The sequence below is a fragment of the Sphingobacterium sp. BS-2 genome, assembly GCF_046161205.1.
In the GTDB taxonomy this organism is placed as follows: Bacteria; Bacteroidota; Bacteroidia; order Sphingobacteriales; family Sphingobacteriaceae; genus Sphingobacterium; species Sphingobacterium mizutaii.
In genome coordinates, this window is sequence record NZ_JBIXGO010000010.1 from 237,500 (window position 1) to 252,549 (window position 15,050).

Annotated in this window: 19 protein-coding genes and 1 pseudogene; 4 read left to right on the plus strand and 16 right to left on the minus strand. The window is 38.4% G+C overall.

Annotated features, from left to right (window positions below; genetic code table 11):
- Positions 1-246 precede the first annotated feature (246 nt).
- From ACK2WI_RS04120 to ACK2WI_RS04145, 6 genes are all read right to left on the minus strand, one after another.
- Positions 247-522 carry a hypothetical protein gene (locus ACK2WI_RS04120; RefSeq protein WP_409149932.1) on the minus strand — a complete coding sequence of 92 codons (276 nt, stop codon included), beginning with the start codon at positions 520-522 and terminating at the stop codon, positions 247-249.
- The gene (locus ACK2WI_RS04125) at positions 485-931 is read right to left on the minus strand and encodes a GNAT family N-acetyltransferase (protein ID WP_185217277.1); all 447 of its coding nucleotides are present in this window, start codon (positions 929-931) and stop codon (positions 485-487) included. Before ACK2WI_RS04125 ends, ACK2WI_RS04120 begins: the two co-directional genes overlap by 38 nt.
- Before the next feature lie 122 nt (positions 932-1,053).
- The gene (locus ACK2WI_RS04130) at positions 1,054-1,380 is read right to left on the minus strand and encodes a 2Fe-2S iron-sulfur cluster-binding protein (protein ID WP_409149885.1); all 327 of its coding nucleotides are present in this window, start codon (positions 1,378-1,380) and stop codon (positions 1,054-1,056) included.
- 73 nt (positions 1,381-1,453) lie between these two features.
- Positions 1,454-1,576 (minus strand): hypothetical protein, encoded by a 123-nt coding sequence (locus ACK2WI_RS04135; protein WP_261771996.1) that lies wholly within the window; start codon positions 1,574-1,576, stop codon positions 1,454-1,456.
- A 129-nt stretch (positions 1,577-1,705) separates the two neighbouring features.
- Positions 1,706-2,605, minus strand: coding sequence for a dihydrodipicolinate synthase family protein (locus ACK2WI_RS04140; protein ID WP_313368260.1), 900 nt, complete (start codon positions 2,603-2,605; stop codon positions 1,706-1,708).
- 19 nt (positions 2,606-2,624) lie between these two features.
- Positions 2,625-3,125: a cupin domain-containing protein gene (locus ACK2WI_RS04145; RefSeq protein WP_185211800.1), complete on the minus strand. Its 501-nt coding sequence runs from the start codon at positions 3,123-3,125 to the stop codon at positions 2,625-2,627.
- A gap of 99 nt (positions 3,126-3,224) precedes the next feature.
- On the opposite strand from ACK2WI_RS04145, the gene ACK2WI_RS04150 reads away from it, so the two are divergent.
- Positions 3,225-4,646, plus strand: a complete 1,422-nt coding sequence (locus ACK2WI_RS04150) for a PLP-dependent aminotransferase family protein (RefSeq protein ID WP_185211799.1) — start codon at positions 3,225-3,227, stop codon at positions 4,644-4,646.
- Between the two features lie 215 nt (positions 4,647-4,861).
- Here ACK2WI_RS04150 and ACK2WI_RS04155 read toward each other — a convergent pair.
- A pseudogene (locus ACK2WI_RS04155) lies at positions 4,862-4,963 on the minus strand (DUF4130 domain-containing protein); the annotation flags it as partial.
- Between the two features lie 194 nt (positions 4,964-5,157).
- Here ACK2WI_RS04155 and ACK2WI_RS04160 point away from each other — a divergent pair.
- Positions 5,158-5,520 carry a hypothetical protein gene (locus tag ACK2WI_RS04160; RefSeq protein ID WP_409149886.1) on the plus strand — a complete coding sequence of 121 codons (363 nt, stop codon included), beginning with the start codon at positions 5,158-5,160 and terminating at the stop codon, positions 5,518-5,520.
- 430 nt (positions 5,521-5,950) lie between these two features.
- On the opposite strand, the gene ACK2WI_RS04165 is transcribed toward ACK2WI_RS04160, so the two are convergent.
- Genes ACK2WI_RS04165 through ACK2WI_RS04200 form a run of 8 tightly spaced genes read right to left on the minus strand, consistent with a single transcriptional unit; the run spans position 5,951 to position 11,512 of the window.
- Positions 5,951-6,475: a lipocalin family protein gene (locus tag ACK2WI_RS04165; protein ID WP_409149887.1), complete on the minus strand. Its 525-nt coding sequence runs from the start codon at positions 6,473-6,475 to the stop codon at positions 5,951-5,953.
- Positions 6,456-7,157: a lycopene cyclase domain-containing protein gene (locus tag ACK2WI_RS04170; protein WP_093095708.1), complete on the minus strand. Its 702-nt coding sequence runs from the start codon at positions 7,155-7,157 to the stop codon at positions 6,456-6,458. Before ACK2WI_RS04170 ends, ACK2WI_RS04165 begins: the two co-directional genes overlap by 20 nt.
- Positions 7,154-7,612, minus strand: a complete 459-nt coding sequence (locus ACK2WI_RS04175; RefSeq protein WP_185211797.1) for a sterol desaturase family protein — start codon at positions 7,610-7,612, stop codon at positions 7,154-7,156. Before ACK2WI_RS04175 ends, ACK2WI_RS04170 begins: the two co-directional genes overlap by 4 nt.
- A gap of 1 nt (position 7,613) precedes the next feature.
- The gene (locus tag ACK2WI_RS04180) at positions 7,614-8,081 is read right to left on the minus strand and encodes an SRPBCC family protein (RefSeq protein ID WP_409149888.1); all 468 of its coding nucleotides are present in this window, start codon (positions 8,079-8,081) and stop codon (positions 7,614-7,616) included.
- A 3-nt stretch (positions 8,082-8,084) separates the two neighbouring features.
- Positions 8,085-8,543 carry a hypothetical protein gene (locus ACK2WI_RS04185; protein WP_409149889.1) on the minus strand — a complete coding sequence of 153 codons (459 nt, stop codon included), beginning with the start codon at positions 8,541-8,543 and terminating at the stop codon, positions 8,085-8,087.
- Entirely contained in the window at positions 8,540-9,376 is an 837-nt protein-coding gene (locus ACK2WI_RS04190) for a phytoene/squalene synthase family protein (RefSeq protein WP_409149890.1), read from the minus strand. Before ACK2WI_RS04190 ends, ACK2WI_RS04185 begins: the two co-directional genes overlap by 4 nt.
- A gap of 4 nt (positions 9,377-9,380) precedes the next feature.
- Positions 9,381-10,853, minus strand: coding sequence for a phytoene desaturase family protein (locus ACK2WI_RS04195; RefSeq protein WP_409149891.1), 1,473 nt, complete (start codon positions 10,851-10,853; stop codon positions 9,381-9,383).
- The gene (locus ACK2WI_RS04200; protein ID WP_409149892.1) at positions 10,850-11,512 is read right to left on the minus strand and encodes a MarR family winged helix-turn-helix transcriptional regulator; all 663 of its coding nucleotides are present in this window, start codon (positions 11,510-11,512) and stop codon (positions 10,850-10,852) included. Before ACK2WI_RS04200 ends, ACK2WI_RS04195 begins: the two co-directional genes overlap by 4 nt.
- Positions 11,513-11,938: 426 nt before the next feature.
- Here ACK2WI_RS04200 and ACK2WI_RS04205 point away from each other — a divergent pair, with 426 nt between their 5' ends.
- Positions 11,939-12,136, plus strand: coding sequence for a CsbD family protein (locus ACK2WI_RS04205; protein ID WP_093095696.1), 198 nt, complete (start codon positions 11,939-11,941; stop codon positions 12,134-12,136).
- Positions 12,137-12,568: 432 nt separating this feature from the next.
- Positions 12,569-12,886, plus strand: a complete 318-nt coding sequence (locus ACK2WI_RS04210; protein WP_093095694.1) for a hypothetical protein — start codon at positions 12,569-12,571, stop codon at positions 12,884-12,886.
- 42 nt (positions 12,887-12,928) lie between these two features.
- Here ACK2WI_RS04210 and ACK2WI_RS04215 read toward each other — a convergent pair whose 3' ends face one another.
- Complete coding sequence (locus ACK2WI_RS04215; RefSeq protein WP_409149893.1) at positions 12,929-14,944, minus strand: BCCT family transporter; 2,016 nt, start codon at positions 14,942-14,944, stop codon at positions 12,929-12,931.
- Positions 14,945-15,050: the final 106 nt, after the last annotated feature.

A 15,050-nucleotide genomic window follows, 5' to 3' on the forward strand; every position in this document is an offset into this window, starting at 1 on the left:
AAAAATTGATCTGATTGATCGCGATGATGAGGTGTACTACCTGATTTCTGTATCAAACCCATTCAAATTATGAAAGGTTTCATCTCTCCAACCATGGACAGCGATATGGTTAACTTCTTCCACCATCACCAATACGGCTTTCTCTGCTACGGTAAAAAGTTAACTCACTTGCCATGCTGACAGTGCATAGATTGGCTGTTCCGTTTCCCTTGTTATTCGTGCCTCTTGGGTATGGACTTTAATGCACTAGGGACATTTATTTATTTGGGATGCACGAATTTTTTCAACCCCTTTGTTTGTTATATTCAGATCGAAATTTGAAAGGTATTTTTCCATTTCAAATAAGATCTGGTTGCTTGAGGTTCTAGTTCTCTGATGTTGATCCGTTGTTTCCATTTCAATTTTTGTATTTTTTGGAATTTTGCTGCTCGAACCGCAATAGCATTTTTTGTATAGGGCAAACCGCTCAAGTTTGCCCCTTTTCTTATTTCCACCAATAGTAATAGTTGTGGTTGGCATCATATTCAAATCCGCAACGTGGATATAATCTGTTGCCTATTTCATTTGTCTTTTCGGTTTCAAGCATCAATCCGCAAGCACCGGTTTCATCGCACCATTGCTTAGCTTTATCTATCAGCGCTACCGAAAAGCCCTTGCCTCTGTAGTCGGGATGAACAAACAAATCGCTCAATAGCCATTGCTTGGCCAATTTGATGTAATGGTAAAGTTTGTACAACTGGACAAACCCAACTGCAGTGCCATCGGCATAAACCACAAAAATGTGGGATTGATCGTTTTCCATCCGGTCTTGAATGAACTTTTTGCACTTTTCATAATCGTCTTGCTGTCGGTAGAAGACCCGATAGCGATTGAATAACTCTGCTGTAGCGTCCAAATCTTCCAGACCTACTTTCCTGATGTTGATCTCCATTTTATTAAGATTAAATATTTGCTCAAAAGTATCCGATCTCCGTTTTATCATGGCGGTACAGTTTATGGATAATTAGGTAGTCCAGGCCAAAAAGTGGTAACCGTACAGTTGTTTTAGTACGATTAGAACTCGTCATAATTTATCTTTATCCTCGTACTTATGGGCATTGCTACACAGGCCAAGATCAGGCCTTGCTGTATGTGGGTTTCAGACAGAACAGAATTGCTCATTAAACGTACCTCCCCTTTCTCCAATTTACAAGTACAGCTGCCACATCTTCCGCTGCCACAAGAATACGGTGCGTCAATCCCAGCATGCAGCATGGCAGACAGCAAAGGCATCTGCTTATTCCATGGGATTTGGTATGTGGTGCCATTGATGGTCACGGTTACTTTAACCTTGTCCGATGTCTTAGCATCTGGATGGTTGTTTTTTGAATGTGGATTCATATGGTATATCATTTAGCTGTGGACAATGAACTATAGGCCCGAAAAATTCACATCTTCGGGCTATAGATAGTTATTACCTTAGCTCTTCTATGGAAGCCCCAAAGTTAATATGTAATACATTCCCATTGGGGAGAACTAAGGCTGGAACAGATTTTACACCTGATGCCGCCGCTTCGTCTACTTTAGATCTTTCCATACCCAAATGGATTACCATAATCTGACCTTCGGGTATGAGGGTCAAAATGTCCTGTTCCGCGCTTATGCATACAGGGCAACCTGCGTGATAAAAAATTGCTTTTTCCATTTTACTTTGATTATATGACATTTAATATTGGTATACTTCATTGTCTATTGTTGAAAGTATCCTGTCCAGTTCTGCTACTTCATCTGTATCAAGGGGTTGCAATGGGCTTTTGAATCCCCCTCCGCCAACTCCCAATAGATCTAGGCCTGCCTGGATGGAACGGGGCAAACCTTTGGCAACAATGAATTTCAACAGGTCAACCTGTTTGTAGAATACCTGCTGTGCTTTTTCAAGATCATTTTCCTGTATGGCATCATAAAGAGCTAGATTGAGTTCTGGTATCAGATTCGGCGCAGCCGTACACCATCCTCTTGCACCTGCTGCAAAAGCGGATAATGCCAAGGGATTGGAACCGTTGAAAAAAGCCACTCCATCGCCTAATTCTTTTCTTAAAGAATGCATACGTAGAATATCGCCTGAACTTTCCTTAATCATCGTAACATTTGGGATTTCTAACAAACGCTTCAAAAGTGCTGGGGACATATCCACGCCACTGGTGGCAGGGTTATTATAGGCCATAATCGGAATGGAAATCTTAGACGCAACAGTGTCATAGTGTTTTGCAATTTCATCATCGCTCAATTTCCAATAACTCATAGGGATAACCATTACGGCCGTGGCACCGGCTTTTTCGGCAAATTGCGCATGGTAAACAGTTTTCTCCGTGGTAAGGTTTGAAACACCGACCAATGTTGGTACTCTGCCGGCTACCTGTCGTAAGCAGGTTTCGGTCAAAGACTCTTTTTCATCATCGCTGAGGTAAGGCATGACACCCGTACTTCCCAATGGCGCAATGCCGTGAGAACCTACCCTAATCAAGCGTTCCACTTGTTTTCTGAATAGTGGGATATCAATATTCTCGTTGTTGTCGAATGGTGTAACCGGATATGCAATTACACCTTTAAATGGTACTTCATTCATTTCTTATCTCAATTTAAGGTTAAAAATCTCTTCCCTCTTCTTCACGTAATGCCACACCTAGGTTTTGAAGTTGCGGGGCATTCTCACAAGCGATGTATTTTGCAGCCTCGACTTCGCTTAGGTTGTGGTGCTGGTGCCAAGCCCAAGATGGAATGTAAACTGCATCCCCTGCTTGCCATTCTACGATTTCATCTTCTACAAGCGTTGATCCTTTTCCCTCAAGCACATACAAAATGGTTTCGTATGTATGGCGGTGTTTGTGAGTTTTTTGTCCTGGCAACAGGCCACCTATGGTCATGCTTACGTTTTTGCTTGGCAGGTCCACAAAGAAAACTGGGTGCTTTCTTTCTTCCGAAAACTGATTGTGGATACCTGCATTTTCAACATTTTTGTGGATGACGTGTGAGGTTCTAACAAAGGATGGTCTTGCAAAGGTCTGATGGAAATCCTTTGAGCTGAACTGTTTCTGTTCTGCGTGGATCGATTTTTTTACTTCTGTGGCAGTTTCTAATTTTGACATAATTAAATTATTTATTGTTTATTGCAATATTGCTATACAAAAGTATCGTACATTTGGACCATTAAAATGATACAGTTTTTATATAATTAGATAGTCCAGATGCTGAGAGGTTGGAAATTTGAAATACTATTAGATGGGAAATCAGATAAAGCCATCTATCTGCAGATAGCCGATGCCATTATAAATGATATCCAATCCGGCAGGTTAATGCCAAGCGAGGCGCTGCCCGGAAGCAGAAAACTTGCACAGCTCTTGAAGGTCAATAGGAATACCGTTGTAGAAGCATTGGACGTACTGATCATGGAAGGCTGGTTAACTCCCAAAGAGAGACAGGGTACCTTTGTGGCCGATACCTTGCCCGATTTTATGGGAGGCAAAAAAAGCAAACGTGGTACTCTTAATGCAAAAAATGCCATAAACAAACATTATCATTTGCAGTTTGATGATGGAAGCCCAGACAGTAAAATTGCTCCCATCACAGAATTGGCAAGGGCTTACCGCCAGATCTTCAACCAAAAAGCACGTTGGCAAATGATGGGATATGGCAATGAATTAGGTGATCTGGAATTTCGAAAATCCATAGTGCAAATGCTCAATCACCAGAGAGGCATGCAGGTCGATCATCATAATATCTGTATCACCCGAGGCAGTCAAATGGCGATGTATCTGACAGCTCAATATCTGTTTACAGAAAATGATTATGTAATCGTTGAAAACCCAGGATATAAGCCTGCTTGGTCCGCCTTTGAGAATGCAGGTGCAACATTGTTGCCGGTAGGCGTAGACAAGGACGGCTTGCTGATCGAAGAGGTTATTGCCTATCTGAAATCGGGTAAAAAGGTAAGGGCAATTTACGTTACCCCGCACCATCAATATCCGACCACTGTGACATTGAGTCTGAAGAGAAGGTTGGAATTGATACAGCTTTCCAACGCATACGGTTTTACGATTATCGAGGATGATTATGATAACGAGTTCCATTTTGGTTACCGCCCTGTATTGCCTTTGTCAAGTTTCGGCGAACTGAAAAATTATGTATATATAGGCAGCATGAGCAAGGTGGTTGCGCCTGCCCTTCGCATAGGTTATTTAGTAACCCATGACGAAGCCCTGATGGAGAGGGTAAGTAGTTTGCGAAAGATTATTGATGTTCAAGGAGACAGTATTATGGAACAGGCAATTCTGCAACTTATCAAGGATGGCACCATAAAACGCCATATCAAAAAAGCGTCTCACCACTACAAAGCCAAAAGGGATTTTATGGCCGGTTTGCTCACAAAATACATGCAGGACAGAGCAACTTATTCAGTTCCCGAAGGTGGTTTGGCTTTCTGGATTGTACCCAATAAGCCCGTGGATTGGTCCCAAATTCCCAAAAAACTTAATAGCAAGGGAATCAAGATCATCAGTCCCGATACCTATAGCTTCAATGAGACCATATATGGTATCAGGTTGGGCTATGGTTCACTTTCTGAAAAAGAGCTGGAAGAGGGCATAATTGCCCTACAAGAAATCCTATAACAAGTGGAAGCTGTCGACATACAAAACTCCAATTCACGGTACTTCTTGATATGCGCCCGGGCTTGATTTCAAAAAATGTTTTAACCTTTACATATTTGAAAAATGAACCAATACAAGCCACAAATCTAGGTTTTGTTCATTACAAGCTTTTGGTGGCAAATTATCGATAAGTAACCTGAAAAGAAGTTGAAATACCTAGGCATGGAAATGCGCAATTATTGCTTTTCCACTAAATATTTCCAATATCTTTTGGGTACATGTCTCAGGTGTAATTTGATGTTTTTCCTTTCTTCAATATTCGTACTCTTAAAGTAGGTTTTCCATAAACGTTAAAATTCCGTTCTATTGGGTCAAGATCCAATTCAATAGGTGATAAATTAGGAATTGATATTACCATTAAAAGTAGAATTGGAACCGGAAATTGTGTAAAACTGATGCTCCCTCCCAAATAACTATTGAATTCCAACCTTATTTTGATTAAAGACAAGTCATATATTATTAAATTTATTAAATGAAAATTTCCGATTATTTAAAGCAAGAAACTAAAAAATTCAATCAAATTTCCGAAGCATTGGTTATTAATTATATCCGAAATATGAATTCTGAAAAAGATTACACGGAACTATTAAAAAACTTCTATGTGTTTAACAAAGAGATACATCGCTTTACGAATTCACATGTACAACAATTTACGGAGCACTATCCTTTCTTCTTAGGTTTAAAACAAATTGAGAATGATTTTGTCGCCTTAAAATTGGATTTACCTGAGTTGAAGGAAATGAAAATCCTCCCGAATCTACATTCTGAACAACAGGCATTATGTGTAACATTATGTTCTCCAAGGATCATCATTGGGAAGACCATATATTGCTAAAATCCTTAACAAACTTGATTTCGTTTCAACCGATCATTATTTTAACGAGACATCAGATATTGCCCCTAAGGATTGGGACCGATTTAAATCAATATTAGATTCCAATATCCCAATAACAAATAGCTTTGAAGCTATTTACTGGACAAATTTGACGTTTAAATTTTTGATAGACTTATTTAGGAACAACTAAATATCATGGTCACTATTAATTACATGAAAATGATTAAACTTTAGATCTTTGTACAAGAACTATTATTTTTATATAATTTTTGCAATTGAAACATTTTTTTTTAAAAAATGTAAATTTTTATATTTTGAATTGAATTTTAAATAAGTGCTTAAGGTTCAAAAGATTTAGACCTACAGAAATATAGCCATCCCTATAAAATTTATTTCTCATTTAGGAATGAGTTATCGGTCCTATCGTGCTTTACCAAATCAGTTTAGAGGTTTCATAACCAATCCTTTGCGCACTGTCTAGAAAGCTTTTTTTAATCCCATCGGGTATATCTTTTGTCCTTGATAAAATCCATAAATATTTCAAACTTTTTCCAGCAACCAGCGCATATCGATAATTTTCGTCCAATGCAATGACGTTGTATCCCGAATAAAAAGGGCCGAAGAAACTTACTTTTAATTCAGCAATATGCATATTATCGCTAAATTTTGCTAAACCAATGGCTTTTTTCCATTTCCCCTTCTTGTAGTTGTAACCGCTGTTCAATACCTTAACAGAGCCATCATCGTTCAAGCTGTATTGAGCGGAAACATTGTCCAGATCCTTTTCAAAACTGAAATCAAACCGGGCAATTTCATACCAAGTTCCCAGGTATCGACCCATTTCAAAGTTTTTTACCGCTTCAGCGCCTTTGGGAATGGATGAACACGAATTTAGAAACGTAAACAGAACCACAGAAAATGCGATTACCAAAATCCTATTTTTTATGACCATCATTTCTTTTTTTAAATAATTTAAAAAAATAGAGAACCAAAAGGAATTGCGTATATCCATAGACGGCATCCTCAATTGGTATCGTTAATATGCGTACCCCAAGAAAGTCCCGGGGGTTGTAGTTCACTATGGGCGATTCCAATCCGGTTCCTGTCAGTACGCCGTTTACTGGAAGGAAACCCAACATCAAAACCGTAAATACAAGCGATGCTTTTCCAATCCATTCTGCCCGAACAATAAAATGCAGGTAGATTAAGGTTGTTAGGGTAGCGATTGCCGTGATAAGTGTGTATATTTTATCATAATGCAACAATGCCATAACCGAACAGATTACCACACTGATAAAAACAATCAGGTTATTAAACCCAGATAGCCATCCCAACCTAAAGAACTTCTCGAAACAGAAATAGGTAAATATACATGAAAACGGAATACAGATAAAAAAAAGCCATTCCTCGATCGGTAACCCAGCCAGTACTATTCCGAGCGTATAATCGGTATTGAACCACCAAACACCTTTTGCAGTAAACCATATATCCCAAGCGATGAAAGGAATGGCAACTATAATTGCAGATTTTAAAAACTCCCCAAAATGACGATTAAAATAAATTCGTTTATCGTATGAGGCAATGAAACAGATGATGACCGTAAAGAACAATATTGCGGAATAGGTATAAGCCATCATTTTTTTCCAGAGTTAAAGTACATTTTAAAATATTTGAATGGAACGAAAAGAAATCCAAAACATTCACCGTCTTCTTTCCCGATATGCCTGTGATGTTGCTTGTGTGCCCTGCGGAGTGCCAAAAAATAGGGATTTTGGGTCTGGGACAGAAATTTTACCCTTTGATGGATAAAAATATCGTGCACAAAAAAATAAGCCATTCCGTACAGCAAAATGCCTAAACCGATATGGAACAGGTAATTGAAATTTTCTACCGACCCGAAATACATCAAAGCAATCGTTGGTATGGAAAATATTACGAAAAAGTAGTCGTTCTTTTCAAAAGCGCCCTCACTGCTGTGGTCGTGATGGTCTCTGTGCAGGAACCAAAGGAAACCGTGCATGACATATTTGTGGATAATCCAGGTTGCCCCTTCCATCAATGTAAATGTGATCATTACGATTAAAAAAGCCATATCAGTTGTTAATTGGGTTAAAGAGTTTTTCTATGGTGTCGCGCCGGAAATCGAAAATATCCGTCAATTTCCTTTTCACTAACAGCAAATGTGCAATCTGTCCTACCAGGCCGAAAGGCAGTTCGTAATCTACCGTATCCTTCATCAAGACCCCATCTTTATTGGGGAAGAATTCATGAAGATGCCTCCAGTACTTATAAGGTCCTTTCTCCTGTAAATCAATAAAACATTTATTGTGTTCAACATGGGTGATTTTTGTCCTCCACTTCAAAGGGATTGTAAGTAACGGAGAAACGATATAATCGATGATCGTACCCTCAGCAATCTCCTCAGCGACATATTCCGACAGCACTGTAAAACCAATACCTTTAGGCGTAATCTTGGAAAGGTTCTTGGGAGAAGAGAAAAAACGCCAGGCTTCTTCGACGTCACAATTCAATTGTTGCTCTCTGTATAGCCGATTTCTCATAAATTAATCTTTTAAAAGTGTCCCTATCATCTTAAGAAGAATCTCCGACCTAATTTGGATACTATTTTCCTTAATAAAAGCGGAATCCTCATTTATGTTTGATTTGTACCCTAAAAAGGATGGAGCATTTTTTTGGACAGAAAGCCTGATAAACCTCAATTCAACATTCTCAGGTTCTTTTTTGATCGCTTTCTCGATGTTTTTCTTTCCTTCTCTGAATGTTTTGAGTTTGCTAATCGGACTAAAAACATGATTGGCCCAAATAGTTTGCAATCCACCTAAATATCCCAGATGAGTAGCCGAATTGTTTTTAGATTCCATCAATTCTCCAATCATTCTTTCGCACAATGCCCGGTTTGATACCAACTTGCTGTAATTAGACCTCACTTCTTCTACAGCAATTGGACTAAAAATCCTTAAAAAGAATACTGAACTAATGAGCAAACCAGTTATATTCATCATAAAAAAGCCGTTTTATATCGTACATAACTTTTGAACGCCACGTATGCCTTTTCGGCATTGGGAACCCGAATCCTATTATTCAATATCTCTTTGGAGGATCTTCTTTTTATTTTTTGGAACAATGACAAATAGTACCTATAAGCTAAATATACACCGAACCTAGCGGAGCTGGGCAGTTTCTTAATTCCAACAAAAGCAATTCTAAACTCTTCTTCTATTTCCTTTTCAATCCGACATTTCACGCAATTATCAAATATGCGCATATCGATATCTGGAAAATAGGTCCTTCCCAAAACCTGATAATCATTCCTCAAATCCCTTAAAAAATTAACTTTTTGAAAAGCGGAGCCTAATTTCATTGCATAAGGTTCCAGTTCTTTATACCTTTCGGCGTCGCCATCCGTAAAAACTTGCAGGCACATCAACCCGACTACTTCCGCGGAACCAAAAATATATTCTTCATATAGCGCTGAATTGTAGTCTATTTTCCGCAGATCCATTTCCATACTATGCAAAAACTTTTCAATTAGTATTATGTCTATTTTAAAAAGATTTACCGTTTCTTGAAAGGATTGAAGGATCGGATTAAGGGATATCCCCTCGTGAAGTGCAACATAGGTTTCTGTTTTTAACCGGCTCAAGAGCTTCTCTTTATCATATCCATGAAAACTATCCACGATTTCATCGGCTAATCTCACGTACCCATATATGGCATATATTGCAGATCGAATTGAGGGTTTCAGCGACAGGATTCCCAAGGAAAAACTAGTGCTATATTTCTGGGTTGTTATCTTGCTAACCGAGTATGAAAGTTCGTCAAACAGCTGTTTCATGGTTTTATTTTTTTAGTTTGATTATTTCGTTTGCAACAATTCTACCTGAAATTATGGACGGAGGGATCCCAGGTCCGGGAACCGTCAATTGACCTGTGTAGAATAAATTTTTCAATCTTTTGTTTCTTATTTTGGGCTTTAGGACTGCAGTCTGACCTAGCGTATTAGCCAATCCATAGGCATTCCCACCATAGGCATTATAATCCGAAATAAAATCGCTGACACAGTAGCTTCTTTTGTATTCGATCTTTGACCGTAGATCTTGTATCCCTGTATGCCTTTCTATCCTTGAAAGCATGTTGTTCAAATATAGTTCACGTGTAGTTTCTCCATCGTCAATCCCGATTGCCAACGGCATTAGAAGGAATAAGTTCTCTTTGCCCGGGGGAGCTAAAGTACTGTCTGTTTTGGAAGGGCAACAGGAATAAAAGAGAGGCCTCTGTGGCCATTTTTTTTCTTCATATATAGAATCGATATGTTCATCAAGATCATTCTCAAAAAAAAGCGTATGATGTTCGAGGTTGGGAATGCTTTGATCGATCCCTAAATAATAAATCAGACTGGAGGGTGCAAAGGTTCTGTTTTGCCAGAATTCTTCTGAATAATTTCTGTTCTCTTTACTTAATAGGGTTTCTGTATGATGATAATCCGAAGAAGCAATGACAGCATCAAATTCATGGATCTTGCCATTTATGGTTAACGAGCTAACCTTTCCGCTACATGTGTTTATACTTTCAACGGTTTTGTTGAAATGGAAATTAGCACCTTGACTTTCGGCTACTTTTTTCATCGCCAAAACCAATTGATAAAAGCCGCCCATCGGATAATAGGTCCCCAAAGCATAACCACCGTAATTCATCAAACTATACAATGCAGGGATATCCTTTGGAGAAGCACCCAGGAAAATTACGGGAAATTCCATCAAGGTCCTTAGCTTTTCACTTCTAAAATATTTAGCAACGTAAGGCCTGAAACCCGTCAACAAATCCAATTTAATCGCACTTTTGACTATCTTGAGAGAGAGGAATTCACTCCAATTGTGACAGGGTTTATTAATAAAATCCTGCATTCCTACTTCATACTTAAACTTTGCCGCTTGCATGAATTTATCCACTTGCATTCCAGCTCCTTTTTCGATTCCTTCAAACAGGACTTTAAGCTCCTCCAGACATTCGGGAATACTAATTTTTCCTTCTGAAAAAACCACTTCAAACTGTGGGTTTAACGATATCAACTCAAAGAAATCAGAAGTTTGACAACCGAAATCAGCAAAAAAACTATCCATAATATCAGGCATCCAGTACCAGCTGGGACCCATATCGAAAACATATCCATCATCGGTTGAAAACTGCCGCGCTCTACCTCCCGGCCGATCATGTTTTTCAAACACGTGAACATCATTACCTGCCTTTGCCAGGTAGGCACTTGCAGATAGTCCCGAGAATCCTGACCCTATAATGGCTATTTTCTTCTTCATCGCCTTTTATCCTTTAAAGCTTCATTCAATAAATATTCTGTTTCAATATTCTTGTAATATATCCGTTGATGGAACTTATTGAGTTTATTGAGCAATTTGATCAGCTCCATTTTTTCGGGATGGTTTAAGTCTCCTGTAACTATTTCGGTCGCTTTCCTGATTCTGTCCATTTGGTTTTCTAAAACATTCAATCCTTTGAAGCTGATTTTTAAAACTTTACTTCTTTTGTCAATTTCAGAATCAGTTTGATTGACCCAACCTTGAGAAATCAGACGATTGATAATTTGCATTCCGGCAGGTTTCTCGTGAACGTTCTTTTTTATCAAATCCATTTTGGTCATTTCACCAAATGCCTTTAGGTTAATCAGGTAAATAAAGTCTTCCTGCGAAGAGAAATCAGAACCGTATATGGCTGATTTGGAATAACTTTTAGCATATCTGTTCATATGGATAATTAAGGTACTAATTACACTTTCTGCACTGCGCCCACTTTCTTTTCCTTCCCAATAAGGCTCGGTCTCCATCTCCTGGCTGTTATATTTGACGTTTATCCATCTTTTAAAACCTTCGATATCATCAGGATATATGTTTTCTAACGAATTTTCTATCTCAAATTCTTCAACTAGATCGATAACACTTTTTAAAATATCGTACTTCATTTTTGTTTTGTTATACAATTATACTAATTTTTATTTACAATAGTATTTTCTTATACTTTTTTTAAATTTTGATTTTAAATTTGAAAATAACAATATTGCATATCCTTGTTCACCAAACTTACTTAATCCCATCCCAATCAAACCTCTTCGCCTTTCACATCCAAATACGGCTTTGCACCTTAACATTGGGCACTGTTACCGAATCATGCGTCGTTTTTTGTCCTTAAATAATATTCTTGATTTTGCAGTGCTTATAAAAATTATGATAAGGGCCCTCATCTTTCAAAATGGAATAAACGTAAACTGAAAAAATTATTATTATTCGTAATCCAAAGTGGAATAAACATTATTTTTTATCTAATTTAATATTTTCGAAAACCTTATTTAATTGGCTGTGTTATTTAGTTTATACTAAATTAAATATATATGGATTCTTTAGATTTAAAAGGAAAATGGAACATCCTCAAAGGTAAGGTTAAACAGAAGTATGCAGATTTAACGGATGACGATCTTCTTTATGTTGAAGGAAAAGAAGATGAACTCTATGGAAGGCTGCAGGAAAAAACGGGCAAGACCCGTGAAGAGGTAAGATCATGGTTAAACGATTTGGATAAGGAAGCATAGATAACAGTTTAGAATCTGGGAGCCTAACCTTATCAGTTAGGCTCTCTTCATTAACACTACTTGATTTGGTTCAAGATTTAATAATATTCCTAGATTTCTTAAATCGATATCCTGCCACTAATGACAGATGCTCGATGGATACATTTTTTCTATAGAATTGGATTTCTTGAAAATTTCAAGAGTAAAATAGATTCTATACTCAAACCCAAAGGGTAACTACATCAAGGAAAATTATTTGAGAGCATTCCTAACGTATTTTTTCGATTAAAATATTTTGTGGTATTAGAGACAGGATATAATGGTACATCTAATAGACTAATTACTGGCACCCTTGTTAATTATAGAAATTTGATGTAAAATTTCATCAATTATCCTGATCAAGATCATTTTTCAATCAGGCCCAGTGCTTTAGCTTTGGGTTTGTTTTTTAAAATGCCCAGTGAACCAATTCAGTTTATGATGAGAAATCAATTTATCTTAGTTTGCCTAAAGTCAATGCTGGATGGTATTTTTGACTATTATGACATCAGCCTAACTAAAGTAGATACTAGACTCCATGCTGAAGAGAGCTGGCCAATAGGAACTGATGTTTATGTACTTTGCGGAATTTATGCCTCGCAGATCTATGTTCAAAGACTCTACATTGTCAGAGAAGCAACCGAAAACATGATCAAATTGCAGATTGAAAAACTAGCTGTTCGATTGAAAACAGAAATATCTAAGTCAAATAATCAACTCTCCCAAGGATAATTGGGAAAAGTTTGCCTTTTGCGGTCAAAGAAAAGGAAATTCCTACCTGATCCTTCTATTGGCATTGCTGCTGATGAACATTTCATTTTTTCCCTCAGAGATTATGGCCACAAATCTTTCATAATGCTTAAGGATATCAGCGATCAGTTCTTCCCTTGTGAAAAATCTCACATCATATCCCTGCCGGGCGTCCCCAAAATATGCCAAAGGAAAGTAGGCCTCCCCTTCCCCACTATCCGTAAGGTTTTCTTCACTCTGGAAATATTCAGGGACTTCCCTGGATTCACGCCTGATGCCGTAGAGGAAATTGTTGACAAGGTCATACTGAATCTCGATCTCTACGAACTTTGGTTCTGAACCCTGGGTAACCTTAGCTTCGACACCATTCTTCATGAATTCTTGCTGTAGCTCATGGATAGCTTCAGCAGCTATTTGGTTGATAAATTCATCTACATCGCTCCGGGCGTCAGCATTTACGATTTGCTTTAGCCGTTCTTTCCAGAATTTCCCCGACCACGGAACAGTCGATACCGAGAACTCTTGTTCGTAATACTTCTTATCGATCGACAGGGCCTTAACAAGGCAAACTATCATCATCAGTATGATTAACGAAAAGGGAAGTGCTGTGATCAGGGTCATGCTCTGCAGTGCCTCCAACCCTCCGGCATTCAATAAGAATAGTGCCAAAACGGCCAACAGCCCGCCCCATCCTGCAATCTGCCATTTAGGGGAAATCTTTGCATTCTTGGTTGCGATGCTGTTCATCACGAACATTCCTGAATCTGCCGAGGTTACAAAAAAAATCATGATGATCCCTATCACCATAAAGATGATCAATTTGGTTAATGGCAGGTATTCCAAAAACCTGAACATAAGGGAATCTGGATCAGTTGCCAGTGCGCTCAATGCACCTTCCGCAACATGGCTGTCCAGCCATATGGCACTATTGCCGAACACTGACATCCACATAAAATTGAAGATAGAAGGAAGGATAAGCACCGCAGCGATAAATTCGCGAATGGTTCTTCCTTTTGATATCTTGGCGATGAATAGGCCGACAAAAGGGGACCATGAGATCCACCAAGCCCAGTACAGGATTGTCCAATTGTAGAACCATGGCAAGGATTCTTCTTCATAAACATGGGTATTGAACGTTAGGCTGAAGAAATTATTGATGTAATTTCCAATCCCTTCCGTGAAGCTCCCTATCAGATAGACGGTCGGACCAAGAAAGAGCACGAAAACCATCAGCAAAATAACCACCCCTATATTGATGTTACTCAAGATCCTTACCCCTTTATCAACTCCTGTAGTAGCTGAAAAAACTGAAATCGATACCAGGATAACGACAATGAAAACCTGGTAGATGAAATCGGTACTAGGAACGATACCAAGGATCTCCAATCCTGAATTTACCTGGACCACCCCAAAGCCTAGGGTTGTCGTTATGCCAAAGAAAGTACTGCATAGGGCAAAAACATCGATTGCATTGCCCCAATTACCCTGGATCCTATCCTTCAATAATGGATACAGACAACTTCTTAGCGATAGGGGGAGTTTATACCTATAGGCAAAATAGGACAGTGCTAGACCGACAAGCCCATATATTGCCCAGGCGTGGATACCCCAATGGAAAAATGTATACAGTTGGGCATTTTTAGCCGCATTGACATAACTCTTCTTGGCAAAAATCTCATTGGTATAATGTTGCATGGGTTCTGAAACACTAAAATACATCAAGCCTATTCCCATGCCTGCAGCAAAGAGCATAGATATCCATGAAAAAAATGAATAATCCGGAGAGCTGTCGTTCCTGCCCAGTTTGATGTCGCCAAATTTACTGACCATCAAAAATAAAAGGAAAAGTACAAAAATGGTTACCGACCAGACGTATACCCAATTCAGGTTTACAAAAATAAAGGCCTTAATATCATTTAGGATCTTGTTCACTGCCTCAGGGAAAATAGCTGATGCCAAACATACCCCTACAATAAATATCAAGCTTGGAATGGTGACTCCCATGCTGAGCGATGATCTGAAATTTTTCGTTTTTGACATAGACTGGTTCTATTTTTTAATCAAATTAAATTTATGCCTTTTCAGGCAATATTATCTGTTTTTTTACTAGATCACACCATTGGTATTTTGACAAGGTTTTGAAACA

Excerpts from the sequence above, each read along its gene's own strand:
- ACK2WI_RS04120 (WP_409149932.1), bottom strand. The coding sequence starts at position 522 with ATGATGCCAACCACAACTATTACTATTGGTGGAAATAAGAAAAGGGGC.
- ACK2WI_RS04125 (WP_185217277.1), bottom strand. The coding sequence starts at position 931 with ATGGAGATCAACATCAGGAAAGTAGGTCTGGAAGATTTGGACGCTACA.
- ACK2WI_RS04130 (WP_409149885.1), bottom strand. The coding sequence starts at position 1,380 with ATGAATCCACATTCAAAAAACAACCATCCAGATGCTAAGACATCGGAC.
- ACK2WI_RS04135 (WP_261771996.1), bottom strand. The coding sequence starts at position 1,576 with ATGGAAAGATCTAAAGTAGACGAAGCGGCGGCATCAGGTGTAAAATCT.
- ACK2WI_RS04140 (WP_313368260.1), bottom strand. The coding sequence starts at position 2,605 with ATGAATGAAGTACCATTTAAAGGTGTAATTGCATATCCGGTTACACCA.
- ACK2WI_RS04145 (WP_185211800.1), bottom strand. The coding sequence starts at position 3,125 with ATGTCAAAATTAGAAACTGCCACAGAAGTAAAAAAATCGATCCACGCA.
- ACK2WI_RS04150 (WP_185211799.1), top strand. The coding sequence starts at position 3,225 with ATGCTGAGAGGTTGGAAATTTGAAATACTATTAGATGGGAAATCAGAT.
- ACK2WI_RS04160 (WP_409149886.1), top strand. The coding sequence starts at position 5,158 with ATGAAAATTTCCGATTATTTAAAGCAAGAAACTAAAAAATTCAATCAA.
- ACK2WI_RS04165 (WP_409149887.1), bottom strand. The coding sequence starts at position 6,475 with ATGATGGTCATAAAAAATAGGATTTTGGTAATCGCATTTTCTGTGGTT.
- ACK2WI_RS04170 (WP_093095708.1), bottom strand. The coding sequence starts at position 7,157 with ATGATGGCTTATACCTATTCCGCAATATTGTTCTTTACGGTCATCATC.
- ACK2WI_RS04175 (WP_185211797.1), bottom strand. The coding sequence starts at position 7,612 with ATGGCTTTTTTAATCGTAATGATCACATTTACATTGATGGAAGGGGCA.
- ACK2WI_RS04180 (WP_409149888.1), bottom strand. The coding sequence starts at position 8,081 with ATGAGAAATCGGCTATACAGAGAGCAACAATTGAATTGTGACGTCGAA.
- ACK2WI_RS04185 (WP_409149889.1), bottom strand. The coding sequence starts at position 8,543 with ATGATGAATATAACTGGTTTGCTCATTAGTTCAGTATTCTTTTTAAGG.
- ACK2WI_RS04190 (WP_409149890.1), bottom strand. The coding sequence starts at position 9,376 with ATGAAACAGCTGTTTGACGAACTTTCATACTCGGTTAGCAAGATAACA.
- ACK2WI_RS04195 (WP_409149891.1), bottom strand. The coding sequence starts at position 10,853 with ATGAAGAAGAAAATAGCCATTATAGGGTCAGGATTCTCGGGACTATCT.
- ACK2WI_RS04200 (WP_409149892.1), bottom strand. The coding sequence starts at position 11,512 with ATGAAGTACGATATTTTAAAAAGTGTTATCGATCTAGTTGAAGAATTT.
- ACK2WI_RS04205 (WP_093095696.1), top strand. The coding sequence starts at position 11,939 with ATGGATTCTTTAGATTTAAAAGGAAAATGGAACATCCTCAAAGGTAAG.
- ACK2WI_RS04210 (WP_093095694.1), top strand. The coding sequence starts at position 12,569 with ATGCCCAGTGAACCAATTCAGTTTATGATGAGAAATCAATTTATCTTA.
- ACK2WI_RS04215 (WP_409149893.1), bottom strand. The coding sequence starts at position 14,944 with ATGTCAAAAACGAAAAATTTCAGATCATCGCTCAGCATGGGAGTCACC.